Raw genomic sequence first — 18,922 nt, 5'->3', positions numbered from 1 at the left:
GAGTTACAGTTCGTGCAACTGACGAATCATCGCTTCCGGATCCGGTGCCGCAAAGACAGCATTACCAGCCACTAACGCATCGGCTCCCGCCTCAACCAAGCGGGCACCTGTTTCCAGATTCACCCCACCGTCTACTTCAATCAGCGCTTTCGAACCTGTCCGTTCAATCAGGGCACGCAGTTCACGAACTTTTTCTACTGAATGTTCGATAAACTTCTGTCCGCCAAATCCCGGATTCACGCTCATAATAAGCACCATATATACATCCCGGATAATATCTTGTAAAAGAGCTACAGGAGTGGCCGGATTGATAGTTACAGCAGGCTGCATCCCGGCTTCTCTGATTTGTTGAATCACCCGATGCAGATGCGGGCAAGCTTCATAATGCACATTCATCGTATGGGCGCCCAACGCTTTTACCTCCGGAATAAACTTTTCCGGATTCACAATCATCAAATGCACATCCAGCGGTTTCTGGCTTAACTTCGCCACATATTTCAGTACCGGAAAGCCAAATGAAATGTTCGGAACAAATACTCCGTCCATAATATCAATATGTACCCACTCCGCTTCACTGCGGTTTACCATTTCAATATCTTTTGCCAAATATCCAAAATCGGCAGAAAGAATGGAAGGAGCGATAATCGGTTTCATAATTCTTTTATTTTAGGTTCTAGCCGTCTCTTATTCGGGACGTTTTATTCTATTTATAATCTAATGGCTTGCTCGTTTTAATCTGCTCATCCGATTAATTACTTCATCAGACAACCATCTTCCAGGTGATATCCACGAAGCAATTCATCTATTTTCAGACGTTTTTTACCGGGAAGCTGTAAAGAAAGAATAGATACAAATCCATCCGGTACAGCTACTTTCATGAATTTCTTTCCATCGGTCACGATTGTTCCCGTAGCTAATTGATGTGATTCATAAATCTTCTCGCTTTCAAAGATCTTCACGACCACTGCTGCTCCTTCTTGGGAAGTAATCAGTTCACTCCAGGCAGCGGGATAAGGTGATAATCCACGGATAAAATCGTATATCTTCTTCACCGGCTGATTCCAGTCAATCCGGCAGGTTTCTTTAAAGATCTTCGGAGCAGGACGAAGTTCACCGACAACTGCCATTTCTTCTTGAGGAATCGGTTTTACCGTTCCATTCAATATAGCGTCTACCGTTTCAAGAACCAATTTTCCTCCCAGCACCATCAACTTATCATGTACCACTTCCACATTATCCGTATCTGCGATAGGCACACGCACTTGCTGAATGACTTCTCCGGTGTCTATCTCGTGTTTCAAAAAGAAAGTAGTAATTCCGGTTTCCGTATCACCATTGATTACCGCCCAATTAATGGGGGCAGCTCCACGGTATTGAGGAAGCAAAGAAGCATGAAGATTGAACGTACCCAGTCGTGGCATATTCCATACCACTTCCGGCAACATACGGAAAGCAACTACAATCTGCAAGTCCGCCTTCCATTCACGCAATGCTTCTACAAAAGCCTCATCTTTCAACCTTTCCGGTTGAAGTAACGGCAAATTTTGTTCAAGTGCATATTGCTTTACAGGAGAATACTGAATCTTATGTCCGCGTCCGGCAGGCTTATCGGGCATTGTAATCACACCCACTACATTATAACCGCCTTCTACTAATTGACGCAGGGCCTCTACCGCAAAATCGGGAGTCCCCATATATACTATTCTTAAATCTTCTTTTTTCATAATTCAATATGTTATCGCTACTTAGGCACGGATTACACGGATTTCACGGTTTCCTGAATTACGGCTACATAAAACAACAGCGTAATCTGTGTAATCCGTGCCTAATAAATTTTCCCTTACGGTTGTTAGTCTTCTGAGAAATGTACCAATACTTGCCGATATGAATTAAATATCTTCGATTTAGAGACAAATCCCTGGTATCGCCCTTCTTCATCCACTACCGGAAGATTCCAGGCTTTCGTATCATCAAATGTCTGCATCACCTGTTCCATTCCATCCGTATCGAATATCTTGGCAGGGGCAGATGTCATTAATTTATTAACAGTGAAACGATGATAAAGTTCTTGTCGGAACATGATGTTACGAATGTCGTCGAGAAGTACAATTCCTAGCAATTCACCCGTTTTCTTATCTGTCACCGGGAACACATTTCGATGGGAAGCAGCTATTGCTTTCACCAATTCTCCCAAATCCATTTCCGGATGTACGACAACAAAATCCTTCTCCACCACATTTTCCATTTTCATCAATGTCAACACAGCTTTATCCTTATGGTGTGTAAGCAACTGTCCCTTCTTGGCCAGACGCATCGAATAGATACTATGAGGCTCGAAAGCAATAATGGTCAGATATGAACTTACGGATACAATCATCAACGGAAGGAATAAATCATATCCCCCTGTCAATTCGGCGATAAGAAACACCCCTGTCAACGGAGCATGCATAACGCCACTCATCACTCCCGCCATCCCCATCAATGCAAAATTCTTCTCCGGCAAATAAGCGGAGAAAGCAAAGTCATTGCTAAAATGAGAGAAGACAAACCCGGCGATACATCCCAGATAAAGTGAAGGTGCAAAGATACCACCACAACCACCGCCACCATTCGTTGCACTGGAAGCAAAGACCTTCAGCAGAATAATCAGCATCAGATAAACCAGCAGCAAATTGCCATAGCCATAAAACATAGAATTGTTCATGACCGTATCCCACTCTGCCGCAGACGTTCCATTCAGCAAAAGATTAATGGTATCATATCCTTCACCGTAAAGAGGCGGGAAAAGAAAGATCAATATACTCAACATCACACCACCGAAAGCCAGTTTCTTATAAGGGTTGTTGAGTTTACCAAAGACACCTTCCACCGAATTCATGGCACGTGTAAAGTACAATGAAATCAGTCCGCAAAAGATTCCCAATAAGATAACAAAAGGAATACGCTCCAGTTCGAATGCCTGATCCAGATGAAACTTAAACATAGCCTCCGTACCGGTGATTATATATGAAACGGTTGCCGCTGTCACGGCAGAAATCAGCAGGGGAAGTAAAGAGGACATGGTCAGGTCGATCATCAAGACTTCCAATGTAAATACCAATCCCGCAATCGGAGCTTTAAAAATGCCGGCAATCGCACCTGCTGCGCCACAGCCGACGAGCAACATCAACGTGCGGTGCTCCATCTTGAATACACTCCCTAAATTGGAACCGATTGCCGAACCTGTCAGTACAATCGGCGCCTCTGCTCCGACCGACCCACCAAACCCGATAGTGATGGCACTGGCAATCGTAGAGGACCAGATATTATGTCGCTTGATACGTCCCTGTCTACGGGAAATAGCATATAGAATTTTGGTGACTCCATGGCTGATGTCATCCTTAACAATATTACGAACAAACCAACCTGCAAGAAAAATCCCGACTACCGGATATACCAAATACAGGTAGTTAGCTTCCGTTGCATTAAAATTATCAGTTAGGAAATTCTGTATCTGATGGATAAAGAATTTCAATATTAATGCGGCAAACGCTGTGAAAATTCCGACCAGGAAACTTAATATCAGGATAAATTGCTTCTCCTTTATATTCGCTTCCCGCCATTTGATGCAACGCTGCAATAAACTAAGTTTTTCTCCCTTCATTTATTCGCGGATTATCTTTATCACTCCACCTTTCTCCAACTTAATAATACTTGAGGGTCTCGGCCGGCTCATATCGTCCTGGCGAAAGCCAACGATATAATCTACCGCCGATTTGATTTCATCACTGATTTCACTAAAATTAGCCGCCCCCGGCTGCCCGCTGACATTAGCCGAAGTAGAAACGATTGCTTTACGGAACTGCTGACAGAGTCGTCTGGAAAAGTCTTCATTCGTCACTCGAATCCCTACACTGCCATCCTCGGCCAGCAAATTCGATGCTAAGTTACGTGCTCCGGAATAAATAATCGTCAACGGCTTGTCGGTAACTTCAATCAAATCCCATGCAACATCAGGCACATCCTGTACATAAAAATCTACTTTAACCGGAGAGTCTACCAAGACCAGCATAGCCTTACTGTCAGCGCGTTTCTTAATCTCATACACGCGGCGTACAGCCTCTTCATTAGTCGCATCACAGCCTATACCCCATACGGTATCGGTGGGATAAAGGATCACTCCTCCTTCATTCATCACCTGACAGGCTTTTTTAATATCTTCTATCATTTCTTGATTAATTTCCGTTAAGAACAAGACGCAAAAATAACACTTTTATTCCATTTAGTGAAATCTATCCCGACGTTTTTAAGTCCCTCAAAAATATAGATTGACACAACAAACCATACAAAAAAGAAAGAACGATGTAAATTAAGAGATAACCTACATCGTTCTATAAAAAACAGATCATTCAAAAAATCAACCCCTAACGCTATCTATTCTTCCAACTATTGTCCAGATTCGGGTTCAAAATCACATCTTCATAGGGATAAGGAACATACATCTTACTGTCATCCCAAGTTCCGGTGACCGTTACTGCTTCTTTCCTGAAAACTCCGGGCGCCACTTTAATAGGCTCATTTTTCTTACGGAATTCAAAATGATCCTTATACCGGTACATTCTGAACATATCCCTGGCTCTGCTCGCAATACCGCCCCAATAATAACCGGCTATTTCCCAACCATGTTCATTGTAGGCTGCTTCCGCCAGTTCATCAGGAGACATATCCGTCGTATATCTATTTGTTTTTTCACCGTCTGCCCTATTGCGCACTTCGTTCAACACTTTAACCGCCTGTTCATTGATTTCTCCCGCACGGCCTGTTGCTTCGGCATACCAGCAATATACTTGCGAAAGACGTAATAACTGGAATGTTTTCTCCCCCGATGCATTGACTACGGCAGGATTTGTATAATCAAATTCAGTTCCGCGTACAGCACCTTCCACGGTCTTCATAAAGACAGGTGCCACTACCTCGCGGGAAGCAGGATCGGTATCATACCACCAATCATATAGTTTCCCGTCGCTAAGCATGATTTTCGGGAAATACGTAGCATCTTTACGAGGGCCTTCGGGGAAGTTCATCCAGAAATTAATTTCTCCATTCGTATCTCCCCAACCGGCCTGTTTCATATCTTGCAGGAAATCAGTCAAGGGAGCGGATTGTCCTGCTGCATCCCTATTATAATAGATACCCAACAGAAGTTCCGTATTCTTATTATTGTATTCCCATGAATATACCTGGCTATATTCCGGCAGCAGTTTATAATAGTAGCTACCACCATCTGCACCGTCTATCACTTCTTTGGCTTTGGCGGCAGCCAGCTTGTAATATTCTACTCCTTTATTAAGCGGCCATCCTGCCATACACATATAGACATAAGCCATCGTTGCTTTTACGGCTCCCTCACTTACAGCAATGTTCATTCCATTTCTGCCATACGGTTCCTTCGTGTACAATGCGGGGCAATCGGTTTCTGCTATTTTCAGGTCAGACAGAATCAATTCGTACACTTCTTCTTCCGTCTTCAACGGAGCATTATAATCTATTTCTTCTTTCAGCATAATGGGAACCCGCCCCCAAGTGGTCACCAGATAAAAATAAGAGTAGGCCCTCCAATAATGTGCTTGTGCAATAGCCACTTTTATATCGTCTTTTGATACCTCCGGCGTACGCTCCGCATTATTTATGATAAAATTGGCCGCCTTGATAACTTTGAAACGCTGCTCCCACATACTGGACAACCACGAGTTATTGTCTTTCACATCAAACTGATCGTGTTCACGAAGAGGTTGTTTATTACTGGAAGGATGAGTGGAGATATCATCTCCCACCAGGAAGTTCGTTCCACAAAGATTATTACTAGCCTGTGAACTTGCGATCACGGAATAGAGAGCCGTCAGCGAAGCGTCCAGATCTTCTTTGTTACTGAAATAGGTATCCGAAGGTAACTGTCCTTTCGGATCTTCTTCCAGAAAATCACTACACGAAGTCCAACACAAAGCTGTCAGAAGCACAGGCAAGGCTTTCATTATAAAGGTATATGCTGTTTTCATACGGTTATTGTCTTAATACACGGTTTAAAATCTGAATTTGGCTCCAAAGGTGATTGTCCGAGGAATCGGATAAGCACCGTAATCCAGTCCGTCATAACTGGTGTACACTTCAGGATCCATTCCTTTGTAGCGGGTGATTGTAAAGAGATCCTGTGCGCTGACGGACAGTTGTACACTTGCAAACTTCAGTACACGGCGAGGAATGCGGTACGAGAGGCTAATGTTCTTCAACTTGATAAAAGAAGCATCTTCAAGCCAGAAATCCGAATTAGCATAACTCTTGTTGTCGGTATTGGTAAGACTCGGATAAAGAGCGTCCGCTTTGTTGGCAACATGATCCCATCCTTTGAAGTAGGCATCACGCAAGGTTACGAAACGAGAGACACCAGTCATGGATGCCGCCATAAAACGGCTGATATTCAACCGGTCATATCCGGTGGCAGCATTGAAAAAGACATTCAGCGTCCAGTTTTTCCAAGTAACAGTGTTGTTCCAACCTACTGTCCATTTGGGACTTGCCTGTCCTTTCACAACCAGATCATCGGAAGTCGGATTCGTTGTCAGACTACCATCTGCTTTCTGATAAAGATTGGCGCCTTTATCATCGAATCCTTTCCATTGATAGACATAGAAAGATCCCATAGGATAACCGGGCTTCATAATCTGCAGAGGACCTCCCAAATCGCTATAGTTAGCAGTGAGTACAAAGTCATCTCCTGCGAGGTCTGCTACTTCATTCTTCACATAAGAAGCATTCAGGCTGGTTTCCCACGTCACAGCCCCCTTTACAGGAAAAGTGGTAAGGGATAATTCGACTCCGGTATTGTTCAGTTTTCCTTGATTCACCCAATAAGTACCACCTCCGTTATATTTAGGCACTTGTTTCTGAAAGAGCAGATCTTTCGTTTGTTTCTTGAACCAGTCCACTGTAATATTAAAGCCTCCGATACTCATATCCAATCCCAAATCATATTGGTAAGTCTTTTCCCAGGTAATGCCGGGTGTAGCAAACTGATATCCCCAATATCCCGTAGAGGAAGTGGAAGTTCCCCAGCCGTAAGATGCCCCCGACAACATACCCAATGTACTGTAAGCAGCAATATCCTGATTTCCGGTGACACCAAAGCTGGCACGCAGTTTCAACTGATCGAGCACGTGCTGGTTGCTCATGAAAGATTCTTGTGCAATATCCCAAGCCACAGCTGCGGAAGGGAAATATCCCCATTTGTTGTCTCCCTGAAATTTAGAAGAACCGTCAGCTCTTAATGCAGCGGTAATAAAATATCGTTTCTTATAATCGTAATTAGCACGCACGATACCGGAAGCCAAAGAAAATTCCGTGTATGAATTGCTCGCATCTCTGATAGCAGCATTACCAAGATTCCAGTACCCAACACTTTCATTGTTCAGATTGGAACCGGTTCCCTTTAGTTGTGAGTCCCACGAACGACTTATTTCCCATACGCCCATGGCAGTGAAGCTATGATCTCCGAATTGCTTTTGCCAGGTCAGATTGTTAGTATTCTGCCAATAGTTATGCAATGCGTTGGTATTGCTTGCGCTATTGATAGCACCCGGCGAATCCAGTTTCGACCGGAAAGAATAAGAAGGACTATTATCGTAGTCATAACCTCCCTGAACGGAAAGCGTCAGTCCTTTCATGATCTTAAACAGCAATGTCAGATTAGCGTTTAAATTATAGCTATAGCTATCGCTATTGTTCACTATCATTTCACCGTAAGGGCTGGAACCGATCATATTATACGGGTCTGTATTGTACACGCCGGTTTCGGGATCTTTCAGCTCCATGGTAGGTGAAAAGTTAGTGACATGCAACCAGTTCGCCCCACCTTCATTGTGTTTGTGAAGACTGGATGCGTTTAATTTTGCAGAGATTGTCAACCAGGGTTTCACTTCCGAGCCGATGTTTGCCCGAATTCCATAGCGTTTATAATCGGACATGATGGTGATGGCTTCCTGATCGAGCACATTTCCCGAAATAAGGTATTTCACTTTTTCATTTCCTCCGGATATGGCGAGCCGATAATCCTGGGTGATACCTGTACGAGTCAGAAGATCAGTCCAGTTAATTCCTTTCGTTCCATTTTTATAAGCCTCAAGATCTTCGGCAGAGATAGTAGACGATCCGCGAATGTCATTCAGTGCAGTTGCATATTCGTAAGCGTTCAGCAGGTCATACTGTTTTCTGACAGTCGAAAGCCCTACCGATGCATCGAACGTTACCTGTGCTTTTCCCTCACTACCCTGTTTGGTGGTTATCAGGATAACGCCATTCGAACCACGGGAACCGTAAATGGCAGTGGAGGAAGCGTCTTTCAGTATTTCCATCGACTGGATATCAGAAGGGTTAATACCGTCCAAGCCACTGGAAGAGATGATACCGTCAATCACATATAAAGGATCACTGCTTTTATTAATAGAGGTAGTTCCACGAACGCGCACCTTCATACTTGCTCCGGGCATACCACTCGTAGCAGTGACTTCTACACCGGGAGTACGACCCTGGAGTATATTTTCAACCCGTTGTACAGGTTGATTTTTGTATTGTCTGTTGGATACACCGGACACAGCACCCGTAAGGTCACTCTTTTTGACGGTTCCGTATCCTACCACTACCACTTCATCTAATAACTGATTGTCTTCTTTCAACACAACACGAAGAAGAGATCTCTTTCTGACTTTCACTTCTTGCGTATGATAACCGATGTAAGAGATCACTAAAATCGCTCCTTCCGGAGCTTCGAGAGTAAACCTACCATCCATATCACTGGTAGTTCCGGTATCTTCACCTTTGATAATGACGGAAGCACCAATGATTGTCTCTCCCTGTTCGTCGTTAATCACTCCTTTGATTGTCTTTCCAGCATCCCCGTCGGTATTAGTATCACTGTTTGTCGTAACTTCATTGTTATTTTCCGGGGCTTCCTGTGTTTCTGTCTTCTGTTTTTCAAGAGGAGGAGCAACCTGCGCGAATAATCCGAAAGGCAGAAACAGCATTAAAAGAATGCATAATAGCCATTTGTTTTTCATTATTACTTCCATTATTGTTCTAAAATTAGAATAGTTATTAGGATAGATTACCATCAATATTAGGCAATTTATGTGCCAAAAGCATAACAAAAGACTGATACAACGAGACTTGCCAAGTTTAACAAAAGAGATTATATCACTCATTTTCAAACACATAAACAATTTGCAATAAAGAAAAAAAGCATTAATAGCCAGATTAAGTTTCAAGCACGATCCTGTGCAAAAATTCCACAGAAATGTGGACATATTCCACAAGATAATAAGTTAAGAATAATCCGTATTTAAAAGTTCCTTTCCATCCTTCTGATTGTTTCCACATATCAGAAGTCAGAATAAACGTTCCAAAACTCCAGTTTAAACGATTATTAACTAATTTCTCCCCCGTCTCCGAGAACAGAATCAGCAGAAATATCTATCTTTGTCCCAATTTCAAGCAAGAAAGCAAAAGTGCTATTTTTGTGTCGAATTTAAAACGTTTAAGAGAAAACAATGGAAGAAATCGTATTTCATCACACATTACCTATCCAATTGCGATTCAATGATGTAGACAAATTTGGTCACGTCAACAACACGGTTTACTTCTCCTTTTACGACTTGGGAAAGACTGAATACTTCGGTTCAGTATGCCCGGGAGTAGATTGGGAAAAGATTGGCATTGTCGTTGTTCATATTGAAGCGAATTTCGTTAAGCAAATTTTCGCATCGGACCACATCGCTGTACAAACCGCCGTCTCTAAGATAGGTACCAAAAGCTTTCATCTGGTTCAACAAGTCATTGACACGAAAACCAATGAGGTGAAATGTGTTTGCAAGTCCATCATGGTTACTTTCGATCTTGAAAGACATGAGTCCATGCCACTGACCAAGGAATGGATAGAAGCGATCTGCAAGTATGAAGGACGGGATTTGCAAAAAGCATAGATTGATTCCACCCCACCGATGAAGACACCCTCCGACACCGGGGAACAAATCTCCCACGAATAAGAAACAAAACAAGCAAAACCAATTCCTTAGAAAAAGTTTTATCCTGATTCATGTCCGCTATATAACAGAAATTGCCTATTTTTGCACCTTATTATTAAGGCATAAAATATCTAGTACAGAAAATGATAGCTGACAAAAGTATAAATTTAGATACCCTTCATAAAGTATTGTTTGATAATGAGAAGCTGGAACTCTCTGAAGAATGTATTCGAAAAGTAGAGGAAAGCTTCGATTTTCTGCAATCCTTTTCCAGCGATAAGATTATTTATGGTATCAATACGGGATTCGGCCCAATGGCACAATACAGAATAGAAGATCAGTCATTGATCGACCTTCAGTATAATATCATCCGAAGCCATTCCACCGGTGCCGGCAAACCGCTTCCCGAACTTTATGTAAAAGCAGCTATGATTGCCCGTTTGTACACTTTTCTACAAGGGAAGTCAGGAGTGCATCTGGAACTGGTTTCTCTCCTCTGTGAATTTATCAACCGCGGAATTTATCCGTTCATACCCGAACATGGAAGTGTAGGTGCCAGCGGCGATCTCGTACAACTGGCCCATATCGCCCTGACATTAATAGGGGAAGGGGAAGTTTTTTATCAGGGTAAATTGTGTAACGCAGCTACGGTGCTTCAGGAAAACGGCCTGAAACCTTTTTCCATGCGTATTCGTGAAGGTTTATCCGTTACAAACGGTACTTCTGTAATGACAGGCATCGGTATTGTCAATCTGATTTATGCAAAAAAACTACTCCATTGGTCGGTGGCTGCCTCTGTAATGATGAATGAGATTGCCGCCTCTTATGATGATTTTATGGCACAGGCATTAAACGAGGCCAAGCATCATAAAGGTCAACAAGAGATAGCTGCTATGATGAGAGAATGGGTGGCAGGCAGTAAATGCGTGCTTCAAAGAGAGAACGAGCTATACAACCAGGTGCATAAAGAGAAAATCTTCGAACACAAAGTACAGCCCTATTATTCCTTGCGATGTGTTCCGCAAATACTCGGTCCTATTTACGATGAACTGGAGAATGCGGAAGAAGTATTAATAAACGAAATAAATTCCGCCTGTGACAATCCGATTGTCGATCCGGATACACAAAATATTTATCATGGCGGCAACTTCCACGGAGATTACATTTCTTTCGAAATGGACAAGTTGAAAATTGCCGTGACCAAGCTGACTATGCTTTGCGAAAGACAGATTAACTATCTGTTCCACGACCGTATCAATGGCATCCTGCCTCCGTTTGTAAATTTGGGAGTGCTTGGATTGAACTATGGTTTACAGGCTTCGCAATTCACTGCAACCTCCACCACAGCGGAGTGTCAGACATTATCAAATCCGATGTATGTACACAGTATCCCCAACAACAATGATAATCAGGATATTGTCAGCATGGGAACCAACTCGGCTCTATTAGCAAAAACAGTCATTGAGAATTCTTATCAGGTGATGGCTATCCAGTTCATGGGAATGGCACAAGCTATCGACTACCTGAAAATACAGGATCGCCTAAGTTCCAAAAGCAGGCAGGTTTATGAAGAAATACGCAGTTTCTTCCCTGTATTTACCAATGACACACCTAAATATAAAGAGATAGAAATGATGATAGACTATCTCAAAAAAGAAGATAAATAAAATGAAATATGCATTAGTAACCGGAGGAAGCCGAGGTATCGGCCGTGCTGTCAGTTGTAAACTGGCGGAAATGGGCTACTTTATACTGATAAATTATCAGAATAACGACGCAGAAGCGGAGAAAACGTTGCAGTTAGTACAGGAAAAAGGAAGTAATGGCGAGTTGATGAAGTTCGATGTGACCGACCCTGCCGCTATCACCCTTGCTTTGGGCAACTGGGCTTCCCAACACCCCGACGAATATATCGAGGTACTGATAAACAATGCAGGTATCCGCAAAGACAACCTGATGCTCTGGATGACAGGAGAAGAATGGAGCAAAGTGCTCGATATCAGCCTGAACGGATTCTTCAACGTGACACAGCCTTTATTGAAGAATATGCTGGTCAAACGTTATGGACGTATCGTAAATATCGTGTCATTGTCGGGCATTCAGGGAATGCCCGGCCAAGCCAATTACTCCGCAGCCAAAGGTGGCGTAATAGCCGCTACCAAAGCACTGGCACAGGAAGTTGCCAAGAAGAAAGTAACAGTCAATGCAGTAGCTCCGGGATTCATCCGTACGGATATGACGGAAGGAATTGATGAGAACGAATGGAAGAAACATATTCCTGCGGGACGTTTCGGCACTCCGGAAGAGGTTGCCGACCTGGTCGGTTTCCTGGCATCTCCAGCCTCATCCTACATCACAGGAGAAGTGATTTCCATCAACGGAGGACTATATACTTAAAATAAAAGCATAGAATAGACAAAATAATGAAAAGAGTTGTTATCACGGGAATGGGGATTTACTCTTGCATCGGCAAGAATCTGGATGAAGTAAAAGACTCACTATATCATGGGAAATCGGGAATTGGCATAGACCCGGTACGGAAAGAATTGGGCTATTTTTCTGCATTAACGGGGATATTGGAACGTCCCGATTTGAAGAAGTTGTTAGACCGCCGTAAACGTCTCTGTCTGCCGGAGCAGGGAGAATATGCTTATCTCGCCACATTAGAGGCTTTCCGTAATGCCGGTATTGACGAGAATTTTCTCGAAGCCAACGAAGTGGGTATCTTGTATGGCAATGATAGTAGTGCCGCTCCTGTTATTAATGCAGTGGACATCATTCGTGAAAAGAAAAATACAGCGCTGGTGGGTTCCGGTTCTATTTTTCAGTCGATGAATTCCACCGTGACAATGAACCTATCGGTTATTTTCAAACTTAGAGGGGTCAACTTCACCATTGCCGGAGCCTGTGCAAGCGGTTCTCACGCTATTGGCATGGGTTACCTGCTTATAAAATCGGGATTGCAGGATTGCATTCTTTGCGGTGGCGCACAAGAAGTCAATCCTTATGCAGTAGGAAGTTTCGACGGACTAAGCGCATTTTCCACCCAGGAAGCAGCCCCCGAGAAAGCCTCGAAACCTTTTGATAAACGACGTGACGGACTGATTCCGAGTGGAGGAGCCGCCAGTCTGGTATTAGAGAGTTATGAATCGGCTGTAAAAAGAGGAGCTCCTATTTTGGCCGAAGTCATCGGTTACGGTTTTTCATCCAATGGGGAGCATATCTCCGTACCTAATGTGGACGGCCCGAAACGTTCTCTTCAAATGGCCATTAAAGATGCAGGGATTGCACTCGAACAGATCAGTTATATCAATGCACACGCCACCTCAACTCCGGTAGGTGACTTGAACGAGGCGAAAGCCATTGCGGAAGTATTTGAAGGGCATCACCCGTATGTGACTTCCACGAAGTCTATGACAGGACATGAAATGTGGATGGCCGGTGCCAGTGAAGTGATTTATTCCACCCTCATGATGAACAACGGTTTCATCGCTCCCAACCTCAATTTCGAGGAACCGGACGAGGCCTCTGCACAATTAAATATACCTACCCAACGGGTAAACCTGGAATTTGATACGTTCCTTTCCAACTCATTCGGATTCGGAGGAACCAATTCCACGCTAATCATACGCAAAATCAATCCATAATTTACTAAAAAAAACAGATATATGACAAACGAAGAAATCATCGAGAAAATAAGAACCACTCTGGCAGAAGAGTTTGAAGTAGACATCGACGTTATCCAGCCGGATGCACCGTTAATGGAAACTCTTGAACTGGACAGCCTGGACTTGGTCGATATGGTGGTACTGGTAGAAAAGAACTTCGGTTTCAACGTAACCGGACAAGATTTCGCAGGCATCAAAACCTTCCAGGACTTCTACGATCTCGTTATCACCCGTATGCAGGAAGCCAAGTAAATATGTCGACGTGGAAAGGCAAAACCCGGGGAGGAACATTCGGATACTTATTCTTTATTTACCTGATTAAGTATCTGGGCATTACTGCCGCTTATATTTTTCTAAGTCTGGTAGTATTGTACTTCATACCGTTTGCTCCGAAAGCCACTAAAAGCACCTGGTTTTATGCCCGCCACATTCTGAAATACAACCGAATATGCTCTTTGGGTATGTTGCTGCGCAACTATTACCGGTTAGGGCAAATCCTGATTGACAAAGTAGCCATTGGCAACGGTAAAGTCGATCAATACCGATTCGAATTCGAACGCTATCCGGAGTTTCTGCAATTGCTGAACAGTGAACAGGGAGTGATTATGATTGGCGCCCATGTGGGAAACTGGGAAATAGGCGTTCCTTTCTTCGACGATTACGGAAAGAAAATCAATATCGTGATGTATGATGCCGAACATCGTAGAATCAAAGAGATATTGGAGAAAAATGGTCAGGACAAGGATTTTAAGATTATCCCCGTCAACGAAGATAACCTGACACACGTTTTCCGTATTACCGAGGCGTTAAACAAGAAAGAATATGTATGCTTCCAGGGCGACCGTTATCTGAATAAAGAGAAACTGCTGACAGGAACACTCTTGGGACAGAAAGCTCCTTTCCCTGCCGGTCCTTTCCTGCTTGGTTCGCGAATGAAAGTTCCGGTGGTATTCTACTTTGCCATGAGAGAGCCGGGCAGAACCTACCGTTTTCATTTTATAAGGACGGAACCAGTCATACGAACCAAAGAAAAGAAAGCAGAGACAGCCCTGCTCGAACAATATACGGCCGCTTTGGACCAGATACTGAAACGCTATCCGGAACAATGGTTCAACTATTACTCATTCTGGGAAACCACAAGTGACGGTTCGCCCTCCAAAGGATTGAAATAAAGATATAACAAAATAAAGATGCAACAGAATCAATATGATAAGGAACCGTTGACTGCGGTAGAGGCACAACGCCTGGCACAAGAAATAGCTTTCGGGCCCATCGTGTTTCAGGTATCACGCCTCATGCTCAAATTCGGTATTTTTCAGTTACTGGCCGACGAACGCGCTGGCATGACACAAGAAGAAATCAGCAAGGCTTGTGGGTTGTCTTCTTATGCGACACAAGTTTTGTTGGAAGCCTCATTAACCATCGGTACCGTATTGCAGCACGAAAACCGTTACCGCCTTGCCAAAGCCGGATGGTTCCTGCTCAACGACAAGATGGTACGCGTCAATATGGATTTCAACCACGATGTCAACTATCTGGGAATGTTCCATCTTGAAGAGGCTCTCACCAACGGACGTCCCGAAGGGCTGAAAGTATTCGGCGAATGGAGTACCATCTATGAAGGGCTGTCAAGTCTGCCCTCACAGGTACAAAAGAGCTGGTTCGGTTTCGATCATTATTACTCGGATTGCTCATTTGACGAAGCTTTGGCAATTGTTTTCGCCCGTCATCCCAAGACTTTACTGGATGTGGGAGGTAATACCGGTCGATGGGCGACCAAGTGCGTAAGCTATAACGACGCAGTGGAAGTAACTATTATGGATCTTCCGCAACAATTGGAGATGATGCGTCAACAAACTAAAGAACTGCCCGGAGCAATGCGTATCCACGGATATGGCGCCAATCTGCTCGATCCCGAAGTTCCTTTCCCGACAGGGTTCGATGCTATCTGGATGAGCCAGTTCCTTGATTGTTTCTCGGAAGAAGAAGTAACCAGCATACTGACCCGTGCAGCCCGCTCTATGAGCCGGGAGAGCCGCCTCTATATCATGGAAACTTTCTGGAACCGGCAAAAGTTTGACACAGCCGCTTATTGCCTGACACAAATCAGTCTTTATTTCACAGCCATGGCAAATGGTAACAGCAAAATGTATCATTCGGATGATATGGAACGGTGCATCAAAGCAGCGGGATTGGAAGTTGAAAAGATAGATGACCATTTAGGAATGGGACACAGCATTGTACAATGCAGATTGAAATGAACAACAAGGAGGCTATCATACAGGGAGAAGGAATACTCGATCTGATTCCACAGCGTCCGCCCATCGTGATGGTGGACAGTTTCTTTGGTATCGAAGAGAATCATTCCTATTCCGGACTGACTGTTACTGCTGATAATATTTTCTGCGAAACCGGAGAACAGCAAGAAGGAAGCGAGCAACCGGAAACCGGAAAACTGCAAGAGGCAGGAATTATTGAACACATCGCTCAATCGGCAGCAGCACGTATCGGATTTCTTTATACCCGGCAGGGTGAAAAAGTACCGTTAGGGTTTATCGGCTCGGTAGACAAACTTAAAATCTACGATTTGCCAAAGATCGGAATGAAACTATTTACGGAGATTACCGTTGTACAGGAGGTCTTCGACATTACATTGATTTCTGCACAAGTGAAAGTGGAAGAAGAACTGATAGCTGAATGCAGGATGAAAATATTTATAAAAAAAGAATGAAACGGAAAACGAATCAACAGGTTGCAGCTTTGACTAACCGGACTACCTTCAGAGTGCGGTTCAGCGAAATAGACTCCATGCAGATTGTATGGCATGGCGAGTATGTGCGCTACTTTGAAGATGGAAGAGAAGCTTTTGGCAAACAGTATGGTTTGGATTATATGAGTATTTACCGGGAGGGATACATGGTTCCCATCGTGGATTTAACCTGTCAGTTCAAACAATCACTATCTTTTGGTGAAGAAGCGATTGTCGAGACGCGCTATATTGCCTGTGAGGCAGCCAAGATAAAATTTGAATACGTTATCTACCGGGCTACCGACCAGAGTATAGTAGCTACCGGAAGCACTATACAAGTGTTCCTGAACCTGAATAAAGAATTGGAGCTTATGAATCCTCCGTTTTATCTGGAATGGAAAAAGAAATGGAATATCCTTTAAATATATACATCACAGCTCATACGCTGATTAGTTCGTTAGGTTTCGGCATCCCGGAAAATCTGGAGGCCATCCATAACTACCGAAGCGGAATCCGTATGCAAGAAGCCGGCCTAATTTCCGATCATCCCCTATTGGCGGGAATGATTGATTCTGTGGAACTGGAAAAACGGGCGAAGCTGATGCAGATTACGGATTATACCCGGATGGAGCAATTATTCATACTGGCTATCCAAGAGGTTATTTCTCAATCGGGAGCCGACTTGCGGGAGCCGGATTGTGCCTTGTTATTATCTACCACTAAAGGAAATGTTGATTTATTGAGTGAATTACCTGCCGACAGTCCGGTTTTTCTTTGGAAAATGGCGGAACGAATCGGAGATTTCTTTGGAGCAACAAATCAGGTAGAGGTCATCTCCAATGCCTGTATATCAGGAGTCTCGGCACTAATCGTCGCTAAGAGATGGATAGAATCAGGACGTTACAAACGAGTGATTGTGGCAGGTGGGGATATTCTTTCTCATTTCATTACCAGCGGCTTTCTATCGTTCCGATCTGTCAGCGCACACCCCTGCCGACCATACGATATACAACGGGATGGATTAAGTCTGGGCGAAGCCTGTGGAGCTGTTCTTTTAGAAACTCAAGAAAACGCAAATCATATTATTCTCTCCGGAGGAGCAATCAGCAATGATGCCAACCATATATCCGGTCCTTCCCGAACAGGGGACGGTTTAGCTTTAGCCATTAATCAGGCAATGGAAGAAGCCGGAACACTCCCCGAAGACATTAGCTTTATCAATGCACACGGAACAGCCACGGTTTACAATGACGAAATGGAATCCAAAGCCATACATCTGGCGGGATTAGCTACAGTTCCGGTGAATAGCCTTAAGCCCTATTTCGGTCATACATTAGGAGCTTCGGGCATTATCGAAACCATACTTTGCATAGAGCAACTAAAAGAAGGAAGATACTACGGAACTTTAGGATATGAAACACTCGGTGTTCCCATCCCTATCACTGTCTATGCCACTCATCAGCCGATGCCGATGAAATGCTGCATCAAAACTGCTTCCGGCTTCGGAGGCTGTAATGCCGCACTGGTATTATCCCTCCCCGATGCTCATCTGAAACAGAAAGCAAACTTGCAGGCAACCGACAAAGCGAGTACTCCGTCAGCTTGCAAAGCAGTGGTGGAATCGGGCAACATGGTCACAATCAGACCGGGAGCAGTAGAAAGTAAAGGAACAACTGTATTCAGCTCTTCGGAAACTGACTTTGCACCGTTTATCCGAGAAGCGTACAAGCATCTGGGAGAAAACAATATGAAGTTCTATAAGATGGACAACCTCTGTAAGCTGGGATATGTAGCTGCCGAATATTTACTGAAAGATACAAACTACCGTCCGGAAGAGATTGGAATCATTCTTGCCAATGCTTCTTCCTCTCTGGATACGGACTGCAAACATCAGGCAATCATCAGTAAAGAAGGAGACAAAGCTGCCAGTCCTGCCGTGTTTGTCTACACTCTCCCCAATGTAGTATTGGGAGAAATCTGTATCCGGCATAAGATTCAGGGAGAGAATACATTCTTTGTCCGTCGACAATCCGATGCTGCCTCATTAGAGGATTATGCAAGGATTTTGATGGCAAAAGGCAAGTTACGCACCTGCATCATAGGCTGGTGCGAACTACTGGACGGACATTATCAAGCAGAATTTAAACAACTTAATAATATATCAACGATTTATGGATAATTTAGATCAAACCAAAAGAGAACTGATGGACGAAGTGAAAGGGAAACTAATCGAAGAGTTGAACCTTGAAGAAATCACTCCGGAAGATATTGACAATGAAGCCCCTCTGTTTGGCGACGAAGGTCTTGGCCTTGACTCCATTGACGCACTCGAAATCATCCTGATTCTGGAACGCGAATACGGTATAAAGATAGAGAACCCCAGTGAAGGAAAACAAATCTTCTACTCGGTACGTACACTGGCAGACTACATCATTGCTAATCGCAAAGCTTAACCG

At 43.8% G+C, this 18,922-nt stretch carries 17 protein-coding genes; 11 read left to right on the top strand and 6 right to left on the bottom strand.

Annotation, left to right across the window (positions count from 1 at the left end; genetic code table 11):
• Window positions 1-3: 3 nt before the first annotated feature.
• The 6 genes from rpe to H8796_RS10305 all read right to left on the bottom strand — a co-directional run bounded on the left by rpe (window position 4) and on the right by H8796_RS10305 (window position 9,086).
• Complete coding sequence (rpe, locus tag H8796_RS10330) at window positions 4-654, bottom strand: ribulose-phosphate 3-epimerase (RefSeq protein ID WP_004297307.1); 651 nt, start codon at window positions 652-654, stop codon at window positions 4-6.
• A 98-nt stretch (window positions 655-752) separates the two neighbouring features.
• Complete coding sequence (fmt, locus tag H8796_RS10325; protein WP_117934500.1) at window positions 753-1,724, bottom strand: methionyl-tRNA formyltransferase; 972 nt, start codon at window positions 1,722-1,724, stop codon at window positions 753-755.
• 125 nt (window positions 1,725-1,849) lie between these two features.
• Window positions 1,850-3,643, bottom strand: a complete 1,794-nt coding sequence (locus H8796_RS10320; RefSeq protein WP_004297305.1) for a chloride channel protein — start codon at window positions 3,641-3,643, stop codon at window positions 1,850-1,852.
• Window positions 3,644-4,207 (bottom strand): L-threonylcarbamoyladenylate synthase, encoded by a 564-nt coding sequence (locus H8796_RS10315; RefSeq protein WP_117934627.1) that lies wholly within the window; start codon window positions 4,205-4,207, stop codon window positions 3,644-3,646.
• Between the two features lie 202 nt (window positions 4,208-4,409).
• Window positions 4,410-6,035 (bottom strand): RagB/SusD family nutrient uptake outer membrane protein, encoded by a 1,626-nt coding sequence (locus tag H8796_RS10310; RefSeq protein WP_117934503.1) that lies wholly within the window; start codon window positions 6,033-6,035, stop codon window positions 4,410-4,412.
• 24 nt (window positions 6,036-6,059) lie between these two features.
• Window positions 6,060-9,086 carry a TonB-dependent receptor gene (locus H8796_RS10305; protein WP_233530311.1) on the bottom strand — a complete coding sequence of 1,009 codons (3,027 nt, stop codon included), beginning with the start codon at window positions 9,084-9,086 and terminating at the stop codon, window positions 6,060-6,062.
• A 489-nt stretch (window positions 9,087-9,575) separates the two neighbouring features.
• On the opposite strand from H8796_RS10305, the gene H8796_RS10300 reads away from it, so the two are divergent.
• The 11 genes from H8796_RS10300 (at window position 9,576) to H8796_RS10250 (ending at window position 18,919) form a co-directional block, all read left to right on the top strand.
• Window positions 9,576-10,007, top strand: a complete 432-nt coding sequence (locus tag H8796_RS10300) for a thioesterase family protein (RefSeq protein WP_004324741.1) — start codon at window positions 9,576-9,578, stop codon at window positions 10,005-10,007.
• 185 nt (window positions 10,008-10,192) lie between these two features.
• The gene (gene hutH / locus H8796_RS10295; RefSeq protein ID WP_117934509.1) at window positions 10,193-11,716 is read left to right on the top strand and encodes a histidine ammonia-lyase; all 1,524 of its coding nucleotides are present in this window, start codon (window positions 10,193-10,195) and stop codon (window positions 11,714-11,716) included.
• Between the two features lies 1 nt (window position 11,717).
• Window positions 11,718-12,446: a 3-oxoacyl-ACP reductase FabG gene (fabG, locus tag H8796_RS10290; protein ID WP_004297297.1), complete on the top strand. Its 729-nt coding sequence runs from the start codon at window positions 11,718-11,720 to the stop codon at window positions 12,444-12,446.
• Between the two features lie 26 nt (window positions 12,447-12,472).
• Window positions 12,473-13,696: a beta-ketoacyl synthase gene (locus H8796_RS10285; protein WP_117934511.1), complete on the top strand. Its 1,224-nt coding sequence runs from the start codon at window positions 12,473-12,475 to the stop codon at window positions 13,694-13,696.
• Between the two features lie 21 nt (window positions 13,697-13,717).
• Complete coding sequence (locus H8796_RS10280; protein WP_004305450.1) at window positions 13,718-13,969, top strand: acyl carrier protein; 252 nt, start codon at window positions 13,718-13,720, stop codon at window positions 13,967-13,969.
• A 2-nt stretch (window positions 13,970-13,971) separates the two neighbouring features.
• Window positions 13,972-14,889: an acyltransferase gene (locus H8796_RS10275; protein WP_117934513.1), complete on the top strand. Its 918-nt coding sequence runs from the start codon at window positions 13,972-13,974 to the stop codon at window positions 14,887-14,889.
• Between the two features lie 18 nt (window positions 14,890-14,907).
• Window positions 14,908-15,978: a class I SAM-dependent methyltransferase gene (locus tag H8796_RS10270; protein WP_117934516.1), complete on the top strand. Its 1,071-nt coding sequence runs from the start codon at window positions 14,908-14,910 to the stop codon at window positions 15,976-15,978.
• On the top strand, window positions 15,975-16,448 hold the full coding sequence (locus H8796_RS10265; RefSeq protein ID WP_117934630.1) for a hydroxymyristoyl-ACP dehydratase: 474 nt from the start codon (window positions 15,975-15,977) through the stop codon (window positions 16,446-16,448). Before H8796_RS10270 ends, H8796_RS10265 begins: the two co-directional genes overlap by 4 nt.
• Entirely contained in the window at window positions 16,445-16,888 is a 444-nt protein-coding gene (locus H8796_RS10260; RefSeq protein ID WP_004305454.1) for a thioesterase family protein, read from the top strand. The genes H8796_RS10265 and H8796_RS10260 overlap by 4 nt, the downstream gene beginning before the upstream one ends.
• Window positions 16,873-18,645 carry a beta-ketoacyl-[acyl-carrier-protein] synthase family protein gene (locus H8796_RS10255; protein ID WP_117934519.1) on the top strand — a complete coding sequence of 591 codons (1,773 nt, stop codon included), beginning with the start codon at window positions 16,873-16,875 and terminating at the stop codon, window positions 18,643-18,645. Before H8796_RS10260 ends, H8796_RS10255 begins: the two co-directional genes overlap by 16 nt.
• Entirely contained in the window at window positions 18,638-18,919 is a 282-nt protein-coding gene (locus H8796_RS10250) for a phosphopantetheine-binding protein (RefSeq protein WP_004297289.1), read from the top strand. Before H8796_RS10255 ends, H8796_RS10250 begins: the two co-directional genes overlap by 8 nt.
• Window positions 18,920-18,922 lie beyond the last annotated feature (3 nt).

It is taken from the genome of Bacteroides sp. M10 (genome assembly GCF_014334015.1).
Classification (GTDB): Bacteria; Bacteroidota; Bacteroidia; order Bacteroidales; family Bacteroidaceae; genus Bacteroides; species Bacteroides intestinigallinarum.
This window is presented reverse-complemented; position numbering and strand designations above follow the sequence as displayed.